This window comes from Sphingorhabdus sp. (assembly GCF_040079335.1).
In the GTDB taxonomy this organism is placed as follows: Bacteria; Pseudomonadota; Alphaproteobacteria; order Sphingomonadales; family Sphingomonadaceae; genus Sphingorhabdus_B.
The window spans coordinates 21,978-37,393 of the sequence record NZ_JBEBKL010000030.1; the positions used below are offsets into that span (position 1 = coordinate 21,978).

17 protein-coding genes and 1 tRNA gene are annotated in these 15,416 nt (G+C 59.0%); 4 read left to right on the plus strand and 14 right to left on the minus strand.

Going from position 1 to position 15,416, the window contains the following annotated elements:
* Window positions 1–338: 338 nt before the first annotated feature.
* On the minus strand, window positions 339–866 hold the full coding sequence (locus ABL922_RS09565) for a hypothetical protein (RefSeq protein ID WP_349023985.1): 528 nt from the start codon (window positions 864–866) through the stop codon (window positions 339–341).
* Between the two features lie 56 nt (window positions 867–922).
* Between ABL922_RS09565 and ABL922_RS09570 the strand changes: the two genes are divergently transcribed.
* On the plus strand, window positions 923–1,663 hold the full coding sequence (locus ABL922_RS09570) for a TlyA family RNA methyltransferase (RefSeq protein ID WP_349023986.1): 741 nt from the start codon (window positions 923–925) through the stop codon (window positions 1,661–1,663).
* On the opposite strand, the gene ABL922_RS09575 is transcribed toward ABL922_RS09570, so the two are convergent.
* Both ABL922_RS09575 and hemN read right to left on the minus strand, forming a co-directional pair.
* A complete protein-coding gene (locus tag ABL922_RS09575) occupies window positions 1,660–2,772 on the minus strand; it encodes a hypothetical protein (RefSeq protein WP_349023987.1) in 1,113 nt (370 codons plus the stop codon). The genes ABL922_RS09570 and ABL922_RS09575 overlap by 4 nt on opposite strands.
* A 79-nt stretch (window positions 2,773–2,851) precedes the next feature.
* Entirely contained in the window at window positions 2,852–4,171 is a 1,320-nt protein-coding gene (gene hemN, locus ABL922_RS09580; protein ID WP_349023988.1) for an oxygen-independent coproporphyrinogen III oxidase, read from the minus strand.
* 135 nt (window positions 4,172–4,306) lie between these two features.
* Here hemN and ABL922_RS09585 point away from each other — a divergent pair, with 135 nt between their 5' ends.
* From ABL922_RS09585 to ABL922_RS09595, 3 genes are read left to right on the plus strand one after another with little or no spacing between them, the layout of a single operon-like run.
* Window positions 4,307–5,122, plus strand: coding sequence for a universal stress protein (locus ABL922_RS09585; protein WP_349023989.1), 816 nt, complete (start codon window positions 4,307–4,309; stop codon window positions 5,120–5,122).
* A 21-nt stretch (window positions 5,123–5,143) separates the two neighbouring features.
* Window positions 5,144–5,332, plus strand: coding sequence for a DUF2892 domain-containing protein (locus tag ABL922_RS09590; protein ID WP_349023990.1), 189 nt, complete (start codon window positions 5,144–5,146; stop codon window positions 5,330–5,332).
* A 25-nt stretch (window positions 5,333–5,357) separates the two neighbouring features.
* Window positions 5,358–6,026 (plus strand): OmpW family outer membrane protein, encoded by a 669-nt coding sequence (locus tag ABL922_RS09595; RefSeq protein ID WP_349023991.1) that lies wholly within the window; start codon window positions 5,358–5,360, stop codon window positions 6,024–6,026.
* A gap of 205 nt (window positions 6,027–6,231) precedes the next feature.
* On the opposite strand, the gene ABL922_RS09600 is transcribed toward ABL922_RS09595, so the two are convergent.
* The 11 genes from ABL922_RS09600 to ABL922_RS09650 form a co-directional block, all read right to left on the minus strand.
* The gene (locus tag ABL922_RS09600) at window positions 6,232–6,480 is read right to left on the minus strand and encodes a hypothetical protein (protein ID WP_349023992.1); all 249 of its coding nucleotides are present in this window, start codon (window positions 6,478–6,480) and stop codon (window positions 6,232–6,234) included.
* Window positions 6,470–6,625 carry a cbb3-type cytochrome oxidase assembly protein CcoS gene (ccoS, locus tag ABL922_RS09605; RefSeq protein WP_349023993.1) on the minus strand — a complete coding sequence of 52 codons (156 nt, stop codon included), beginning with the start codon at window positions 6,623–6,625 and terminating at the stop codon, window positions 6,470–6,472. Before ccoS ends, ABL922_RS09600 begins: the two co-directional genes overlap by 11 nt.
* Window positions 6,622–8,751, minus strand: a complete 2,130-nt coding sequence (locus tag ABL922_RS09610; RefSeq protein ID WP_349023994.1) for a heavy metal translocating P-type ATPase — start codon at window positions 8,749–8,751, stop codon at window positions 6,622–6,624. The genes ccoS and ABL922_RS09610 overlap by 4 nt, the downstream gene beginning before the upstream one ends.
* Window positions 8,748–9,215, minus strand: coding sequence for a FixH family protein (locus ABL922_RS09615; protein WP_349023995.1), 468 nt, complete (start codon window positions 9,213–9,215; stop codon window positions 8,748–8,750). The genes ABL922_RS09610 and ABL922_RS09615 overlap by 4 nt, the downstream gene beginning before the upstream one ends.
* Complete coding sequence (gene ccoG / locus ABL922_RS09620) at window positions 9,212–10,669, minus strand: cytochrome c oxidase accessory protein CcoG (RefSeq protein WP_349023996.1); 1,458 nt, start codon at window positions 10,667–10,669, stop codon at window positions 9,212–9,214. The genes ABL922_RS09615 and ccoG overlap by 4 nt, the downstream gene beginning before the upstream one ends.
* A complete protein-coding gene (ccoP, locus tag ABL922_RS09625; protein ID WP_349023997.1) occupies window positions 10,656–11,600 on the minus strand; it encodes a cytochrome-c oxidase, cbb3-type subunit III in 945 nt (314 codons plus the stop codon). The genes ccoG and ccoP overlap by 14 nt, the downstream gene beginning before the upstream one ends.
* The gene (locus tag ABL922_RS09630; RefSeq protein ID WP_349023998.1) at window positions 11,593–11,751 is read right to left on the minus strand and encodes a cbb3-type cytochrome c oxidase subunit 3; all 159 of its coding nucleotides are present in this window, start codon (window positions 11,749–11,751) and stop codon (window positions 11,593–11,595) included. Before ABL922_RS09630 ends, ccoP begins: the two co-directional genes overlap by 8 nt.
* Window positions 11,748–12,497, minus strand: coding sequence for a cytochrome-c oxidase, cbb3-type subunit II (gene ccoO, locus ABL922_RS09635; protein ID WP_349023999.1), 750 nt, complete (start codon window positions 12,495–12,497; stop codon window positions 11,748–11,750). Before ccoO ends, ABL922_RS09630 begins: the two co-directional genes overlap by 4 nt.
* Before the next feature lie 12 nt (window positions 12,498–12,509).
* Window positions 12,510–14,168: a cytochrome-c oxidase, cbb3-type subunit I gene (ccoN, locus tag ABL922_RS09640; RefSeq protein ID WP_349024000.1), complete on the minus strand. Its 1,659-nt coding sequence runs from the start codon at window positions 14,166–14,168 to the stop codon at window positions 12,510–12,512.
* Window positions 14,169–14,290: 122 nt separating this feature from the next.
* On the minus strand, window positions 14,291–14,992 hold the full coding sequence (locus ABL922_RS09645; protein WP_349024001.1) for a Crp/Fnr family transcriptional regulator: 702 nt from the start codon (window positions 14,990–14,992) through the stop codon (window positions 14,291–14,293).
* Between the two features lie 78 nt (window positions 14,993–15,070).
* Window positions 15,071–15,147: transfer RNA gene (locus ABL922_RS09650), tRNA-Met, on the minus strand.
* Between the last annotated feature and the right edge of the window lie 269 nt (window positions 15,148–15,416).

The following is a 15,416-nucleotide window of genomic DNA, read 5'->3' on the forward strand; positions in this document are numbered from 1 at the left end:
TTGTGATGTGACATGCGAAAAGGGCCGCTCCGTGCGGGAGCGACCCTTTCCTTGCATGGTCAGCAGCCGGACATGCCGCTGCCGGGAGTGGTAGTCATGCTGAAATCAGCAGCCGATCCCCCGAACGGAAATGTCCGACCTCGTAACTGAACCATGAGACATCGGATCACCTCCTTTCGATTGTTGAAAACTGTTTGCGTCTTGCATCTGCTTGCCCTCCGCGACTCAAATTTGAATCAAGCGAATCTGTGAAACAAGACTTGTTTTTCGATTTTTTTCTGGCAAATATCTTGCCTCTTGCGCAGGGGCCCGCCCGGCCCCTTTTTTGTTGCGTGGTTTCAGCTGCGGCAATCCTCAATCACACGGTCGATTTCTGCCCAATTCGGGATCGCCATCGGACGCAAGCCAGCAATTTCAATGGCAAAGCGGCCGCGGCTATAGGCAATCGCGTCGAGGATCGGGTCGCGCGGCATCAGTTCGGTGGCGATATAGGGCGGCTCTGTCGACGCCTGCGATGCAGCGAATGACTTCATCGTCGAACTTGTCCGGACGGTCAAAGTCCCGCTTTGCGATATGCCGGAGACAGAAAAGAAGATACGGGCGCGCGCTTTGTCGCAACGCAAAGTGACCGTCGCATTGGCACCTGCAGGGCCGAAAAGCGCCAGCGATCCGCGCGTGTCGGTGCGATAGACCCAGGTGCCGGCCTCGATCGGCCAGTCGATCCAATCACCCGCCGGACGCGCAGGTTGCGGCGCAACGACAACCGGCGGTGGAACGGGTTGCGGCTTGGGCTGCGGAACCGGCTCAGGTTTCGAAGGCACGCAGGCGGCAAGCGCGAGCAAAGGCAACAGGATCAGATGGTTCATCCGCATGGACAGCCTTATGGCCAATTGGTCAGCATTCGGCTAGGCCCCAAATCGCCATGGCCAAACCGAAAATCCGGATAGACCAACTGCTCGTCGAACGCGGCCTCGCTGAAAGCCGGACGCGCGCGCAGGCTCTGGTGATGGCAGGGCATGTGATGCTGGGCGATAAAAAGGCCGACAAGCCCGGGCTGCAGGTGGCCGAGGACGCTGAAATCAGCGTCAAAGGGCAGGACCATCCCTGGGTCTCGCGGGGCGGTATCAAGCTGGCGCATGCGCTGGAGCAGTTCGGGATCGACGTAACCGCTGCGGTCGCAATCGACGTCGGCTCTTCCACCGGCGGCTTCACGGATGTTTTGTTGAGCAAGGGAACTGCTAAGGTCTATGCCATCGACAGCGGCACCAACCAGCTTGCGTGGAAATTGCGGCAAGACCCGCGCGTGGTGGTCCACGAACAGACCAGCGCACGGATATTGACCGCCGAGCATATCCCCGAACCAGCCGACCTGATCGTCTGCGATGCCAGCTTCATCAGCCTTGCCAAGGTGCTCGAACGACCCATGACATTTGCCAAACCCGGCGCGCAAATGATCGCGCTGATCAAACCGCAATTCGAAGCAGGACGGGGCGAGGTCGGCAAGGGCGGCGTCGTGCGCGACGCGGCAATCCATAGCCGCGTGTGCGACGAGGTGTCAGCCTGGCTTGAGGGCAGCGGCTGGGCTGTAAAAGGCCTCACCGAGAGCCCGATCACCGGCCCCAAGGGCAATGTCGAATTCCTGATATGGGCGGTAAATAGTTAGGGCAGATCAAACCGGTGCACATCGACTCCGATGGCAAAAAGCCGCTTTCCGCCGCTAGCGCCGGGGACGACCCTGATTTTGTTGACCGCGCGGCCGAATTCGATCCGCTGCCATGATTTGCCACCGTCGCGGGTTTCAAAGCCGCCCTTGCTGGTGCCAACCCAGCCGCGCATCGTGTCGACAAAACCGACGCCGAATTCGCGAATGCCAGCCTCGTCGACGAGGAGAATTTCCTTCCAGCTCTTACCTCCATCGACAGTCTTGATCACCACGCGCCTGTTTCCCGCTGCTTCGTCGTAGCTTTGCACCGTGGCATAGCCGACCCTGCGGCTCGGCCAGCTCATCTTCCACACATTTTCCAGCTTTCGTTTTGACCGCCAAACGGGTTTCCAGCTTTTGCCGCCATCGCGGGTCATCAGCATCACGGCGTCACCCTCTCCCGTCGCGGACACGCCCGAGGCGCAGACAAAACCTGTCTTGGGATCGTGGAATTTGACGTCGAGGATCATCCCTGCATGTTCGGAAAGGTCGATGACCTTCCAGCTTGCCCCGTCATCTTCGGAACGCAGCATCATCGCGGGGCCGCCAACCCGCCCAGCCGCCGTCACGATGTGACTGGGACGCAATTCGCCTTGAAAGATGCGTTTGACCGGCAGGATATCGATCGCACAAATGCCTACGACTTTGTCGATCTCTTCCGCCGAAACCGCCTGCCAACTCCGTCCGCTATCGGCTGTGCGATAGAGCGGATGCGTGTCGGTTACTCCGGGGTAATAATTGATCCCGACATTGCCCAGATAGCCGACCTGCTGGTCAACAAATCCCAATGCGCGGATGAAAGTTCCGGGCTGGTCCCACATTTTCTCCCATGAGTCGCCACCGTCGGTCGTGCGATAGAGCTTTCCCTCACCATTGCCGTACCAGCCATGAAGTGCATCGACGAAGCTGATATCGTCCTGCTTGCCCCTGAAAGGCACCGTGGGCAGCTTTTTCCAGACGGTTTCGCTTTCCGCAAAGACTGGGGGAGTAGCGAATAGGGCGACTGCCGCGCCTGCCGCGCCAACAAATGAGCGACGGGTAAGCTTCGGAATTGTGAACTCATAAGTCATCGCAGATAGGTGCAACAAATCAGACCCGCGATCAAATCAAGTTCGATAAATCGCCTATCTTATTGGCCAAACGAACTTTTCATGCAGCGAGTGAACCGGTGCCTAGTACCGGCAGCGTCGTGTCAAATAATGCCGCAACCACACGCGCATAGGGCCGTCCTGCTTCAGTCAACACGATAGTATTGCCATCGCGAATGATCAGCCTGCGTTCCTCAAGTTGGCGCAGCGATGCCAGCGAAGCGGGATCGTTCAGCAGACAAGTGGTATCAGCCCGACCGGTGCACAGCAGTCGTTCAATCAGCTGCGCGCGGAGCTGGTCGTCGACATCCCGAACCAACCCGCGTCGACCGGCAAGCTGGTGCGCGCCGACAATCTCGCGATAGGCGCCGGGGTTCTTCTCATTCTGGATGATTGCATCCGGAAACTGGCTGATCGCGCTGGCGCCAAATCCGATCAGCACATCGGATTGGTCTTCGGTGAAGCCCTGAAAATTGCGCCGCACCTTGCCCTCGGCTGCGGCAATGGCAAGCGAGTCGTCGGGCAGTGCGAAATGATCGAAGCCCACGGGCACATAGCCTTCGGACACCAGCCGTTCATAGCCGATCGCAGCCTGTTCGAAACGCGCCTCTATGCCCGGCAAAGCTGCGGTGTCGATGCGTTTCTGCCTCGGGAATATGTGCGGCACGTGCGCATAGCCGAACAGAGCGATGCGCGAAGGCCGCATACGCGCAACATGGTTTAGCGTGCCCAAAAGGCTTTCATTGGTCTGATGCGGCAGGCCGTACATCAAATCGAAATTGATCGCCTTGATCCCACGCGCGCGTAGCGACGCCATGCAGGTTTCGATCATCTCCACCGGCTGGACCCGGCCAATCGCCGCCTGGATGTCCGGTTCAAAACTCTGCACCCCGAAACTGACCCGGCTGACCTGCGCAACCGCCAGGGTCATCGCCCATTCGAGGCTGAATGCACGTGGATCGATTTCGACCGAAATGTCGGGGCTGTTCCCGCTGAACATCGTCACCAGCCGGTCGACCAGCCGGACGAAAGCTATTGGTTCGATGGCATTGGGGCTGCCCCCGCCAAAGGCGATGCGCTGCAGCTTTCCCCGCCCGCCAAGCATTTTGGCGACCATCGCCATTTCGCCCTCAAGCGCCTCCAGATAAGCGTGCAACCGCTGCGTCCGGCCAGCAGCGCCGGTGTTGCAGCCACAATACCAGCAGATCGACTGGCAATAGGGGATGTGTGCATAAAGTGAGATCGGCGTGCCGCTGACCACGGCATTGAGCGCCTTTGCCTGCGCGTCCGCACCGACCTTGTCGATAAATTGGGTGGCCGGCGGGTAGCTCGTATATCGCGGTACAGGCCGCGCCAACAGGTCCGGAAAATATGGCCACATAATCGCCTATACCTAAGCAGATGCGCGAAATCTGGCTTTGATCTCAGTCAATAACTTCCTTGTCATCGGTCAAGGACAGGTCCTGCAACGACTCGTACCATCCCGGCATCAATCGGAATTGCAGGGGAAGTTGCAATGCTGAAGTCCGTATTAGTTCATGTCCACGACGACAGCGGTTTTGAAGGCCGCCTGACCGCCGCACTCGACATTTGCCGCGCGCATGACGCGCATCTCACCTGCATGCATGTGACGCCTTATGGTGCCTATGCGGCCTTCGATCCCGCTGGCGGCATGTTCACCAGCAGCGTCTTGATCGAGGAGTTGCGGAAGAAGCAGGACCAATTGCAAAAGCAGGTCGAGGAGCGGCTTGCGAAGGAAGATGTCCGTTGGGATTGGCAGGCGTTCGATGGCGACGTCGCGCAGACTATTGTTTCTGCATCATCACTTGCCGATCTGGTCGTTCTCGGTCAGGCAGGCCCGCAGAAAGGTGATGTGACACATCCCTTGCCAATCGTCGACGCCGTCGTCGTTCATTCCGGATGCCCGGTTCTGGTCGTTCCCGCCGGGTGCGACCGGGTTGATCCGACCGCACCTGTCGTGGTTGGCTGGAACGCCTCGGAACAGGCTGCACGCGCGATCCGCCATGCGCTGCCGACGCTCAAAATGGCCTCTGCCGTGCATCTGGTTTCGATCGGCAATAAGGAAGAGGAATTCCCGCAAACTGCGGCCTCCGAATATCTGTCGCGCCACGGCATCAAAACCGATCTGCACACGCTGAAGCCCGGCGTGCGCGATACTGACGATGTGCTGCACCAATTCGCGCTTGATCATGGTGCAGGCTGCATCTTGATCGGTGCCTATGGCCATTCGCGGCTTCGTGAAACGCTGCTCGGCGGCGTCACCCGCTATCTGACGATGCAATCACGCGTCCCGCTAATGCTCTCACGCTGATCGCTTCAAAAGGAATTTCCCATGAACACCAATGTCGGAAATGCTGACCGCATCCTGCGTATCGTCGCTGGGATCATTCTGATTTCGCTCGTCTTTGTCGGGCCGAAAACCGTCTGGGGTTGGGTCGGGCTCGTCCCGCTCTTCACCGGGCTCTTCCGCTGGTGTCCGGCCTACACCTTGTTCAGGCTGAACACCTGCAAAAGACCATAACCCAACGCTCACAGGGAGTTACATAATGAGCATCAAGATAAAAACGATTTCCACACTCGCTCTCCTGATGGCTGGAATGGCGGCAACCCCCGCCATGGCCGAAGCAGGCGATACCTTTATCCGCATTCGCGGCATATTGGTCGCGCCGAATGAAGATTCGACCGGCATTACGCCAGCATTTCCCGCCGAAACTGTTTCGGTCGACAATGCGATCACGCCCGAAGTCGATATCACCCATATGGTGAGCAACAATGTCGGCATCGAACTGATCGCTGCCACGTCCAAGCACAGCGTATCGGGAACCACCGGAACCACTGGGGGTATCGGCAAGCTCGCCTCGACCTGGGTGTTGCCGCCGACCGTGACGCTGCAATATCACTTCGCGCCCGAAGCCAAGGTGCGCCCCTATGTCGGCGCAGGCGTCAACTGGACCCTGTTCTACAAAGAAAAGGCATCGAACGGCCTTGAAGCCGCTGTCGGCCCCACCAACGTCCACCTCAGCAGCAGCTTTGGCTGGGCCGCGCAGGCCGGGATCGACATCGATCTGAACGAAAAGATGTTCCTCAATTTCGACGTCAAATATATCAAGATGGACACCAATGCCCGCCTGAACACGACCGCTGCCGGCGTGCAGCGCGTGGGCGTGGATATCGATCCGCTCGTCTTTGGCGTGGGTGTGGGCTTCAAGCTCTAACCCGCTTTACCAGCTCCTCCCTATGGGGGCGGGTTCGCAAGAGCCCGCCTCTTTTTTGTGGGTGATTAAGCCGATCAAACAAAGCCGCGCCGCCCCAGCGCAGGCTGGGGCCCATTACGCCTTTCCGGCTAAATCGAGATGCGAGATAGGCACCAGCCTGCGCTGGTGCAGCGGAGCATCTGATTTGAAGATAGTTGCCGCCAACTCAGCAGCAGTCGTCTTGGCGGTCGTCCTGGTTCTTTTTGCGCCGGTCATTGGCGGCGTGGCAGCCTTTATTGCAGCAACCATGATCGCTAGGCTGTGTAGGGTCAGCGGGGATGTCGATACGGTCCATCCCGCCTATGCAGTTCGACACCATGATCGAACGCGCTTGCGCCGCTGCGGGAATGGGCATCGAAAGCGCCAATGAAGCCAGCGCTGCAACCCACGGATTAATGCGACGGTCAGTCATCATCCGGCCCCTCATCATCGATCAAGATACGCAGCGCAGCGCCATCGAGATCGTCGAACTGGCCGCTGCGCAGCGACCAGAAGAAGGCACCCAAACCTAGCAAGCCCAGACCCAGCGCGATCGGGATTAGGATCAGGATGCCAGTCATTTCGCAGCGCCCTTCAACCGCAACGCGTTGGCCACGACGATGATGGACGAACCAGACATTGCGAGCGCCGCAATCAGCGGAGTCACCATCCCCATGATCGCCATCGGGACGGCAATGACATTATAGCCGATCGCCAGCACAAAATTTTGCCGCACAATCCGCTGCGTGGCGCGCGCGGCGCGGACGGCAATGGCAACCGGTGCAAGGCTGTCACCCATGAACACGGCATCGGCCGCATTCTGCCCCGCATCGCTCGCCGAGGCAGGTGCCAATGAAGCATGGCCAGCGGCAAGTGCTGGCCCGTCGTTCAAGCCATCCCCGATCATCAACACCTTGTGACCTGCCGCAGCGAGACGCGAAATCGTATCAAGTTTATCCTGCGGTTGCATGGCGGTCTGCGCAGTCAGGCTCAATTCGCGTGCAACGGGTTGGACAGCCTCGGCTCGGTCGCCGGAAACTATGCTGCTTTCGATGCCCAGCGCCCGCAATTGGTGCAGCGCCGATTGCGCGTCAGGGCGCATGCCATCTTCAAAGGTCAGGACAATCGCCGGTGCATCACCCTGCCGAAACTGGACGGCTAGCGATGCACCGGCGCTCCTCGCATCGGGGCGCTCGAGACGGATCCTCTCCGATCCGTAAAGCGCCTCGACCCCTTGACCGGCAATTTCCCTGATATCTGTAATGTCGGCCGCCGCCACGCCATCGGCCTCAAGCGCGCGGCGCAAGGCTTGCGACAGCGGGTGTCGGCTGGCTCGCGCCAAGGCCAGCGCAATTGGTTTGGCCGAGGCCGGAAGTCGGTCGCGATCCACCAATTCAGGGCGGCCCAAGGTCAGTGTGCCGGTTTTGTCGAACAACGCCCGATCCACCTCTGCCAGCCGCTCGAGCGCAGAGCCGTCTTTGACCAATATGCCCTTTTTCATCAATGCACCTGCCGTCACAATCTGCGCGGCGGGTACGGCCAGGCCCAAAGCGCAAGGGCAAGTGATGATCAGCACCGCGACCGCGATCAGCAGCGATTGGTGCCAGCCCGCCCCGGCGAGCATCCAGCCCGCAAAGCTGAGCAAAGCCAGCGTGTGCACAGCAGGCGCATAATAGCGCGCGGCACGGTCAGCGATGCGGACGTAGCGCGATTTGGATTGACCCGCATCTTCCATCAGCCGCGCAATATCGGCAAGCGCAGTGGCTGCACCTGCCGCGGTAATTTTCACCTCGACGGGTGCATCTACATTCAACGTTCCGGCATGCACGCTGTCATCCGGCGCGACCTGAACCGGCGCTGATTCTCCGGTGAGCAGCGAAAGGTCGAATTGCGAACGCCCCTTGGTAACGATGCCGTCTGCTGCCAGGCGTTCGCCCGCAGCGACCAGCATCACCATGCCGGACTTGAGCGCATCAGCATTGACCCAGCTGGAAGTGCCGTCGTCAGCCAGAACCAGTGCACCAGCGGCCTTGTGTTTGAGCAGTGCCGAGACACCATCGCGCGCGCGGTCACGCATCACACTGTCCAGCCAGCGGCCTGTGAGCAGGAAAAAGAGCAACATGACCACGCCATCGAAATAGGCATGCGGGCCGCTAACGAATGTTTCGTGGAGCGACAGGGCTGTGGTCAGGGCAACACCGATCGAAATCGGCACATCCATATTGGTACGCCGGTTCTTGAGCGCGGCCCAAGCCGAACGGAAAAAGGGCCGACCCGAATAGGCCACGGTCGGCAAAGCAATCAGAGCCGACAGCCAGTGGAACAGGTCTTTGGTGCCGCCCGTTGCTCCCGACCAGACCGAAACCGACAGCAACATGATGTTCATCATGGCAAAGCCGGCGACGGCCATTGCCTTCAGCAATTCACGGCTGCTCTCATCCGAGATGCCCGCCAGTTCATCACCTAACGGTTGCGATTCAAAGCCAAGCTTGGCCAAGGCGCGCTGGATTTCGGGGACGGTGGTTTCGGGCAAATGGCTGATCACAACCCGCTTGGCAGTGAAGTTGACCCGCGCGGCAGCAATCCCCGGCACTTGGGTCAGTCCGGTTTCGATCTTCGAAATGCACCCCGCACAGCGCATCCCCGGCACCGCAAACAGCGTTTCCGGCAATGCCGTTATCGATGCCTGGGGTGCAGGTGCGTTCATTTGACGTCGGCTATCATGCGGGAATGGTCAGCATTGCGCCGCATTTCGAAGTGGAGCGTCCAGCGCCCGCTGGGCAGTGCCTGCGTCGAAAGCCAGTTGCCATCACCCTGCGGTTCAAAGCGTAGTGCCTGCTCGGGGGCACGACCGAGTGGGTGAATGGCGCGTGCACTGATGACAAAGCCCTGCCCTGCAACGCCATTGTCGGTGACTTGCAAAGCAACCTTACCGCCAGCGACACGTGACGCCGTGATCGACCAGCCCAATTTGCTCTGCCGGTCGGCCTCGGCCAGCCACTCATTATAATTCTGGCTGGCGACATAGCTGTTGTCGACCACGGTGCCGCCAAAGGTGCCGACCGCGACCTTGGCCATGTAGATGTTCACCGCGATCACGATGCCGAAAAATCCGATCAGGATTGCGGCCATATGATAGCCGGTAAAGGGCTTGGTTCTGGCTTCGCTCATTGTCCTGCCTCCGGCGCTTCAAAACGCACGCTGTCGCTATCGCCTTTTTCACTGCCGGTCAGCGCAATGGCCTGAATTTCGAAATCGGTCCGGGTTGCACCCTCGGTCGACGCGACGACAAATAAGCGCACCTTTTGCACCGTATCGGGTGCAACCGAGACTTTCACACGATCGGTTGCGGTTTCGCGCGATCCGGTGCTGGTCCATGCGATGGCACCCGGAAGCCCCTTGATCACCAGTTCGACCTCGCGCTGGCGGGTCTCCATATTGCGGACCTTGACGGTGTAATTGTTGCGGATCGAACCATCCGAAAGCTGGACATAGAGAGGGTTGCGATCATGCTGCACAGTCAAGTCGAGCCGGGTGCGCTGCCCCAATGTGAACAGCATGGCGAGGCCGATCGAACACCAGATACCAAAATAGACCAACGTCCGCGTGCGGAAGAGTGTCTTCAAAGTCGGATGCGCGGTGCCACCAGCTTTTTCGGTCGCGACATCATCAAGCGTCAGATAGTCGATCAGGCCGCGCGGACGGCCAATCTGCTCCATCACGCTGTCGCAGGCGTCGATGCACAAGGCGCAGGTGATGCAACCGATTTGCGGCCCTTCGCGGATGTCGATGCCCGTCGGGCAAACGGCCACGCACTGGTTGCAATCAACACAGTCACCGAAAGCACCCGGCTGGGCCTCTGCCTTTTTCACCGATCCGCGCGGTTCGCCGCGCCATTCGCGATAGGTGACGATCAGCGATTTTTCGTCCATCATCGCGGTCTGGATGCGCGGCCAGGGGCACATATAGACGCACACCTGTTCGCGCATGAAACCGCCGAAGATGAAGGTCGTCGCGGTCAGCACGCCGACCGTAGCATAGGCCACGGGAGCTGCCTGACCCGTCCAGAAATCTACCGTCAGCGTAGGTGCATCGGCAAAATACATTATCCACGCGCCGCCAGTCCAGAAGGCGACGAACAGATAAATCGACCATTTGCTAAGGCGCTTGAAAATCTTCTCCGGACCCCAGGGCGCTTTTTCGAGGCGGATCTGCGCGTTGCGATCACCATCGACGAAGCGATCGACATGCTGGAACAGGTCGGTCCACACGGTTTGCGGGCAGGCATAGCCGCACCAGGCGCGACCGACGGCGCTGGTCACCAGAAACAACCCCATCCCCGCCATCACCAGCAGCCCGGCCACATAATAAAATTCGTGCGGCCAGATTTCGATGTTGAACATATAGAAACGGCGATTGGCGAGATCGACCAAAACAGCCTGATCGGGGGCGTGCGGACCCCGATCCCACCTTATCCAGGGGGTGGCGTAATAAATGGTCAGGGTGATCGCCATGATCGCCCATTTGAACCGCCGGAAGAAGCCATCGACCGACTTGGGGTAGACGCCCTTGCGCTTCTCGTAGAGCGGGTCGTCCACCCCTAGCAGGTCTTCAAGGTTGGCCATTGGCCGCCTTAGCCTCCATCGTTGCGGGTGCAGCAGCAGGAGCCGCCGCAGCCGGAGTGGCTTCACCGCCGCCCAGCGAATGGACATAGGCGGCGAGCATCTTGATAGTAGCCGCGTCGAGCTTGTCATTCCAGCGCGGCATCACGCCCTGACGACTTTGCTTGATCGTTTGCGTCAGCGTCGCCGGATCGCTGCCGTAGAGCCAGATATTGTCCGCCAGATTTGGCGCTCCAAATTCGCGCAAGCCCTTGCCATCGGCACCATGGCACGACGCGCAATTGGTGGCGAACAGTTCTGCACCCTTGGCATTGGGCTTCGCTTTGCCCGAAAGCGATTGGACATGCCCCACGACCGCCGCAATTTCGGCAGGTGTCAGCACGCCATCAAAGGCGGGCATGGCCGACTGGCGCGTTTCGGGATGATCCGGGTTCCGGATGCCATGCGTCAGCGTATAATGGATTGCGGCAATATCGCCGCCCCACAGCCAATCATCGTCATTCAGGTTCGGATAGCCTTTGGAGCCCATCGCGCCCGATCCGTGGCACTGCACGCAGTGAACCTTGAACGCGGCAGAACCGCCTGCAACCGCACCCTGATAGAGCTTTTGGTCAGCGAGCAGCTGTTCGACCGGGATTGCCGCCAGCGCATTCACCAGCGGTGCACGCTTGGCATCTGCCGCCTGCATTTCTGCTGCCAACTGCCCGCGACTGGTCCAGCCGAGCATGCCTTCGGTCGCGCTGTTCACCAGCGGCCAAGCCGGGTACATGATGACATAGGCCAGCGACCAGATGATCGAGATATAAAAGGTCCACAGCCACCAGCGCGGCAGCGGCGTACTCAGCTCCTCGATACCGTCCCATTCATGGCCGACAAAGGCCGTGCCTGTTGGCTGGTCGATACGTTGGGTGTCGTCACCAGGTTTTTTAGCCATTGTCGTCGTCCCTGAAAATCATGTTCGCCGCAGCGTCATGGTCGCGGCTTGCCCCCTTGCGAAATGTCCATCCGACGAGCCCCAGAAAGAGGAGGACTGTGAACAACAGTCCCCAGCTGTCGGCAAACTGGCGTGCGGTTTCGTAGGTCATTTCGCCGCCTCCGCATTCGGCACCTGTTGTGCGGCGGCCTTTTTATGGTCGACCAAGGTGCCGAGCATCTGAAGGTAAGCGACCAGCGCGTCCATTTCGGTAACGCGTGACGGATCACCATCATAATCACGGACCTGAACCTTGGCGTAGCGTTTCTTCAGCCCTGCGCTGTCGGCATTGGGATAGGCCTGTGCGATAAGATCGGCATTAGCCTCGGCAATCGCTTCCTTGCTGTAAGGAACGCCAACCGCGCTGAGTGCTGACAATTGTTTGCCCATGTCACCCACCTTGAGCTCGTGTTCGGCGAGGAAGGCGTAAGGCGGCATGATTGATTCGGGCACAACCGCGCGCGGATCTTTCAAATGCGCACGGTGCCATTCATCCGAATAACGCCCACCAACGCGCGCCAGATCGGGCCCAGTCCGCTTCGACCCCCATTGGAATGGATGGTCATAGACGCTTTCTGCCGCCAGACTGTATTGGCCATAGCGTTCGACTTCGTCGCGGAACGGCCGGATCATCTGGCTGTGGCAGACATAGCAGCCCTCGCGCACATAGATGTTGCGACCGGCCTGTTCGAGCGGGGTGTAGGGGCGCATCCCCTCAACTTTCTCGATGGTCGAATCGATCCAGAAAAGCGGCGTGATCTGCACCAGACCGCCAATCGCGACGGTCACCAGGGCAAAGAAGCCAAGCAGGGCGACGTTACGCTCCAGCTTGCCATGTTCAATGATACGGAATGCCATTGTCTTTGCTCCTTATTCGGCAGGCACGGCAACCGCCGGGCGGTCCGCTTCAGGATTGTGGGGGGTTTCGGTCATCGGCAGTTCTTCGCGCAGCGGAGAACCGGCGATCGTCTTCCAGATGTTGACCGTCATCACCAGGGCACCGGCCAAGTAAAGCAGGCCGCCAAAGGCGCGGATCAGATACATCGGGAACATCGCGTCGACCGTTTCAACGAAGGAGTAAACGAGATAGCCGTCGGCCCCATATTCGCGCCACATCAGGCCTTGCATGATGCCCGAGACCCACATAGCCGAGGCGTAGAAAACGATCCCGGCGCTCGCCAGCCAGAAGTGCCAGTTGACCATGCGCAGCGAATAGAGACGCTGGCGGTTCCACAGACGCGGTGCCAGATAATAGAGGCAGCCAAAGGTCACCATGCCATTCCAGCCCAGTGCGCCAGAGTGGACGTGACCAATGGTCCAGTCGGTATAATGCGACAGGCTGTTCACCGCCTTGATCGACAGCATCGGCCCTTCGAAGGTCGACATGCCGTAAAAGGCGAGGCTCATCACAAACATGCGGATGATCGGATCGGTACGGATCTTGTCCCATGCGCCGTTGAGCGTCATCAGGCCGTTGATCATGCCGCCCCAGCTGGGCATCCACAGCATGATCGAGAACACCATGCCCAGCGTCTGTGCCCAGTCGGGTAGCGCTGTGTAATGCAAATGGTGCGGACCTGCCCAGATATAGAGGAAGATCAGCGACCAGAAGTGGATGATCGAAAGGCGGTAGCTGTAAACCGGGCGCTCGGCCTGCTTGGGCACGAAATAATACATCATGGCAAGGAAACCGGCGGTCAGGAAAAAGCCCACCGCATTATGGCCATACCACCATTGCACCAGCGCACCCTGCACGCCTGCATAAACCGAATAGCTCTGCGATCCGGCCCAGCTTACCGGCAAGGAGACATTGTTGACGAGGTGCAACATGGCGACCGTCAGGATGAACGCCAGATAGAACCAGTTGGCGACGTAGATATGCGGTTCCTTGCGCTTCACCAGCGTACCGACGAAGACCGCCAAATAGGCAACCCAGACGATGGTCAGCCAGAGATCAACATACCATTCGGGCTCCGCATATTCCTTGCCTTGGGATACGCCGAGCAGATAGCCAGTGGCCGCCAAGACGATGAACAATTGGTAGCCCCAAAAGACAAACCGGGCGAGACCGGGGAAGGCAAGTCTCGCCCGGCAAGTGCGTTGAACCACGTAAAAGCTCGTGGCGATCAGCGCATTGCCTCCGAACGCAAAGATCACTGCAGAAGTGTGCAACGGCCGCAAGCGTCCGAAAGTTGTATATTCAAAATTGAGATTGAGGGCCGGGAAAGCGAGCTGCAGCGCTATATACAGACCTGCCAGAAAACCGGCGAGGCCCCAGAATATCGTCGCGATCACCCCCAAGCGGATCAGATCATCGTCATAGGTCGAAGCGGCCTGCGACGATAACGCCGGATAGCGTTGACCGACAAAATCAAATCCCTTTGCGCTGGCAAAGGCAGCAAGCAGTGCAGCAAGGCATGCAATGCTCATATGGACCGAAAAGGCCCAATCGGCACTGGCAGCCGCCGCAAGGAGCAGAACCAAAGCTGTGGCCAACCACGCTCCGCCCCGCATCATCAATCTTTCCATGATCTTTCCCCGTTACTTTTCCCCTCGAAAAGGGGAATTGGCATCAAAGCGCATCGCAACCGGGCGGCCCGTCTGCATTGACCTAGGTCAAGCAAACCAGCTTGCAGTATTTGCAACTGCCGTCAGGCAGCTGTTGCTATGTTCTCTAGCCTGCGGCGGTCCTTGATGACGACGCTACGCCGGTCGGGCAATTCAATGATTTCTGCCTCTTTCAGCTTGGTGAGCTGGCGGCTGACGGTTTCGATGGTGAGGCCAAGCAGGTCGCCCATTTGCTGGCGATCCATCGGCAGTTCGAATTTGTCGAGAAAAGGTGCGATGGCGCTGCACCCGGCAGCACCCAGCCGATCGGATATCTCGATCAACAATGTGGCAATGCGTTCGCTCGCGGTTTTCCGCCCAAGCAGCATCATCCACTGACGAGCGCGGTCAAGCTCGTCGAGCGTGCGCTGGAGCAGTTTATGCTGCAGATCAGGATGTTCCTTGGCAAAGCCGTCAAAGGCAGTCCGTGTAAAGATGCACACCTCGGCATCGGTCAGCGCGGTAACCCCATAGGGGCTTTCCTTGCCAAACGGGCGCCCAATAAAATCTGATGGAAAAACAACGCCTACGATCTGCTCTCGGCCATCCTGCGTCGACACCGACAGCTTCAAAACGCCTTGGATGACATTGGCTACAACGAGTGACTCGTCGCCTTCCCAGACAAGAGTCTGGCCGCGCGAAACATGCTGTTTGCGGCCCAACTTGCCCAGCGCGGTTAATTCGTCGGGCATGAGCGCCGAACAAATCGCGCGGTTGCGGACAACACAGGTTTCGCAATCGGACATGCATATCGCGCTATCGGGCTTGAGTGCATCGTGCAATCCCTAAACAAAAAAAGCCCGCACGAGGCGGGCTGTTCTTGTTGGTTGCGGGAGTAGGATTTGAACCTACGACCTTCAGGTTATGAGCCTGACGAGCTACCGGGCTGCTCCATCCCGCGCCACCAACGATGCGACATCTCTGCCGCCCGGAAGCCCTTTTTGTTTCCCGTATCGCTCTCGCGATCCGGCGGCGGGCTGCTCCATCCCGCGTCAACCAGGAGCAATCATAAATGACTGATCCAAAAAAAGAAAAAGGCGACCGCCGAACTTGCGTCCGGTGCCGCCTTTTTGAAACTGTGAATGGGTTTTTCCGTGCTCTTCTATCCAAAGCGCCTGCTGCAATGCCTGGCGACGCCCTACTCTTCCAACGCTTAAGCGGTAGTACCAT

Excerpts from the sequence above, each read along its gene's own strand:
- ccoP (WP_349023997.1), bottom strand. The coding sequence starts at position 11,600 with ATGGCTAAAAAACCTGGTGACGACACCCAACGTATCGACCAGCCAACA.
- ABL922_RS09610 (WP_349023994.1), bottom strand. The coding sequence starts at position 8,751 with ATGAACGCACCTGCACCCCAGGCATCGATAACGGCATTGCCGGAAACG.
- ccoN (WP_349024000.1), bottom strand. The coding sequence starts at position 14,168 with ATGGAAAGATTGATGATGCGGGGCGGAGCGTGGTTGGCCACAGCTTTG.
- hemN (WP_349023988.1), bottom strand. The coding sequence starts at position 4,171 with ATGTGGCCATATTTTCCGGACCTGTTGGCGCGGCCTGTACCGCGATAT.
- ccoS (WP_349023993.1), bottom strand. The coding sequence starts at position 6,625 with ATGACTGGCATCCTGATCCTAATCCCGATCGCGCTGGGTCTGGGCTTG.
- ABL922_RS09565 (WP_349023985.1), bottom strand. The coding sequence starts at position 866 with ATGAACCATCTGATCCTGTTGCCTTTGCTCGCGCTTGCCGCCTGCGTG.
- ABL922_RS09590 (WP_349023990.1), top strand. The coding sequence starts at position 5,144 with ATGAACACCAATGTCGGAAATGCTGACCGCATCCTGCGTATCGTCGCT.
- ABL922_RS09585 (WP_349023989.1), top strand. The coding sequence starts at position 4,307 with ATGCTGAAGTCCGTATTAGTTCATGTCCACGACGACAGCGGTTTTGAA.
- ABL922_RS09600 (WP_349023992.1), bottom strand. The coding sequence starts at position 6,480 with ATGATGACTGACCGTCGCATTAATCCGTGGGTTGCAGCGCTGGCTTCA.
- ccoG (WP_349023996.1), bottom strand. The coding sequence starts at position 10,669 with ATGGCCAACCTTGAAGACCTGCTAGGGGTGGACGACCCGCTCTACGAG.
- ABL922_RS09575 (WP_349023987.1), bottom strand. The coding sequence starts at position 2,772 with ATGACTTATGAGTTCACAATTCCGAAGCTTACCCGTCGCTCATTTGTT.
- ABL922_RS09645 (WP_349024001.1), bottom strand. The coding sequence starts at position 14,992 with ATGTCCGATTGCGAAACCTGTGTTGTCCGCAACCGCGCGATTTGTTCG.
- ABL922_RS09630 (WP_349023998.1), bottom strand. The coding sequence starts at position 11,751 with ATGACCTACGAAACCGCACGCCAGTTTGCCGACAGCTGGGGACTGTTG.
- ccoO (WP_349023999.1), bottom strand. The coding sequence starts at position 12,497 with ATGGCATTCCGTATCATTGAACATGGCAAGCTGGAGCGTAACGTCGCC.
- ABL922_RS09595 (WP_349023991.1), top strand. The coding sequence starts at position 5,358 with ATGAGCATCAAGATAAAAACGATTTCCACACTCGCTCTCCTGATGGCT.
- ABL922_RS09615 (WP_349023995.1), bottom strand. The coding sequence starts at position 9,215 with ATGAGCGAAGCCAGAACCAAGCCCTTTACCGGCTATCATATGGCCGCA.
- ABL922_RS09570 (WP_349023986.1), top strand. The coding sequence starts at position 923 with ATGGCCAAACCGAAAATCCGGATAGACCAACTGCTCGTCGAACGCGGC.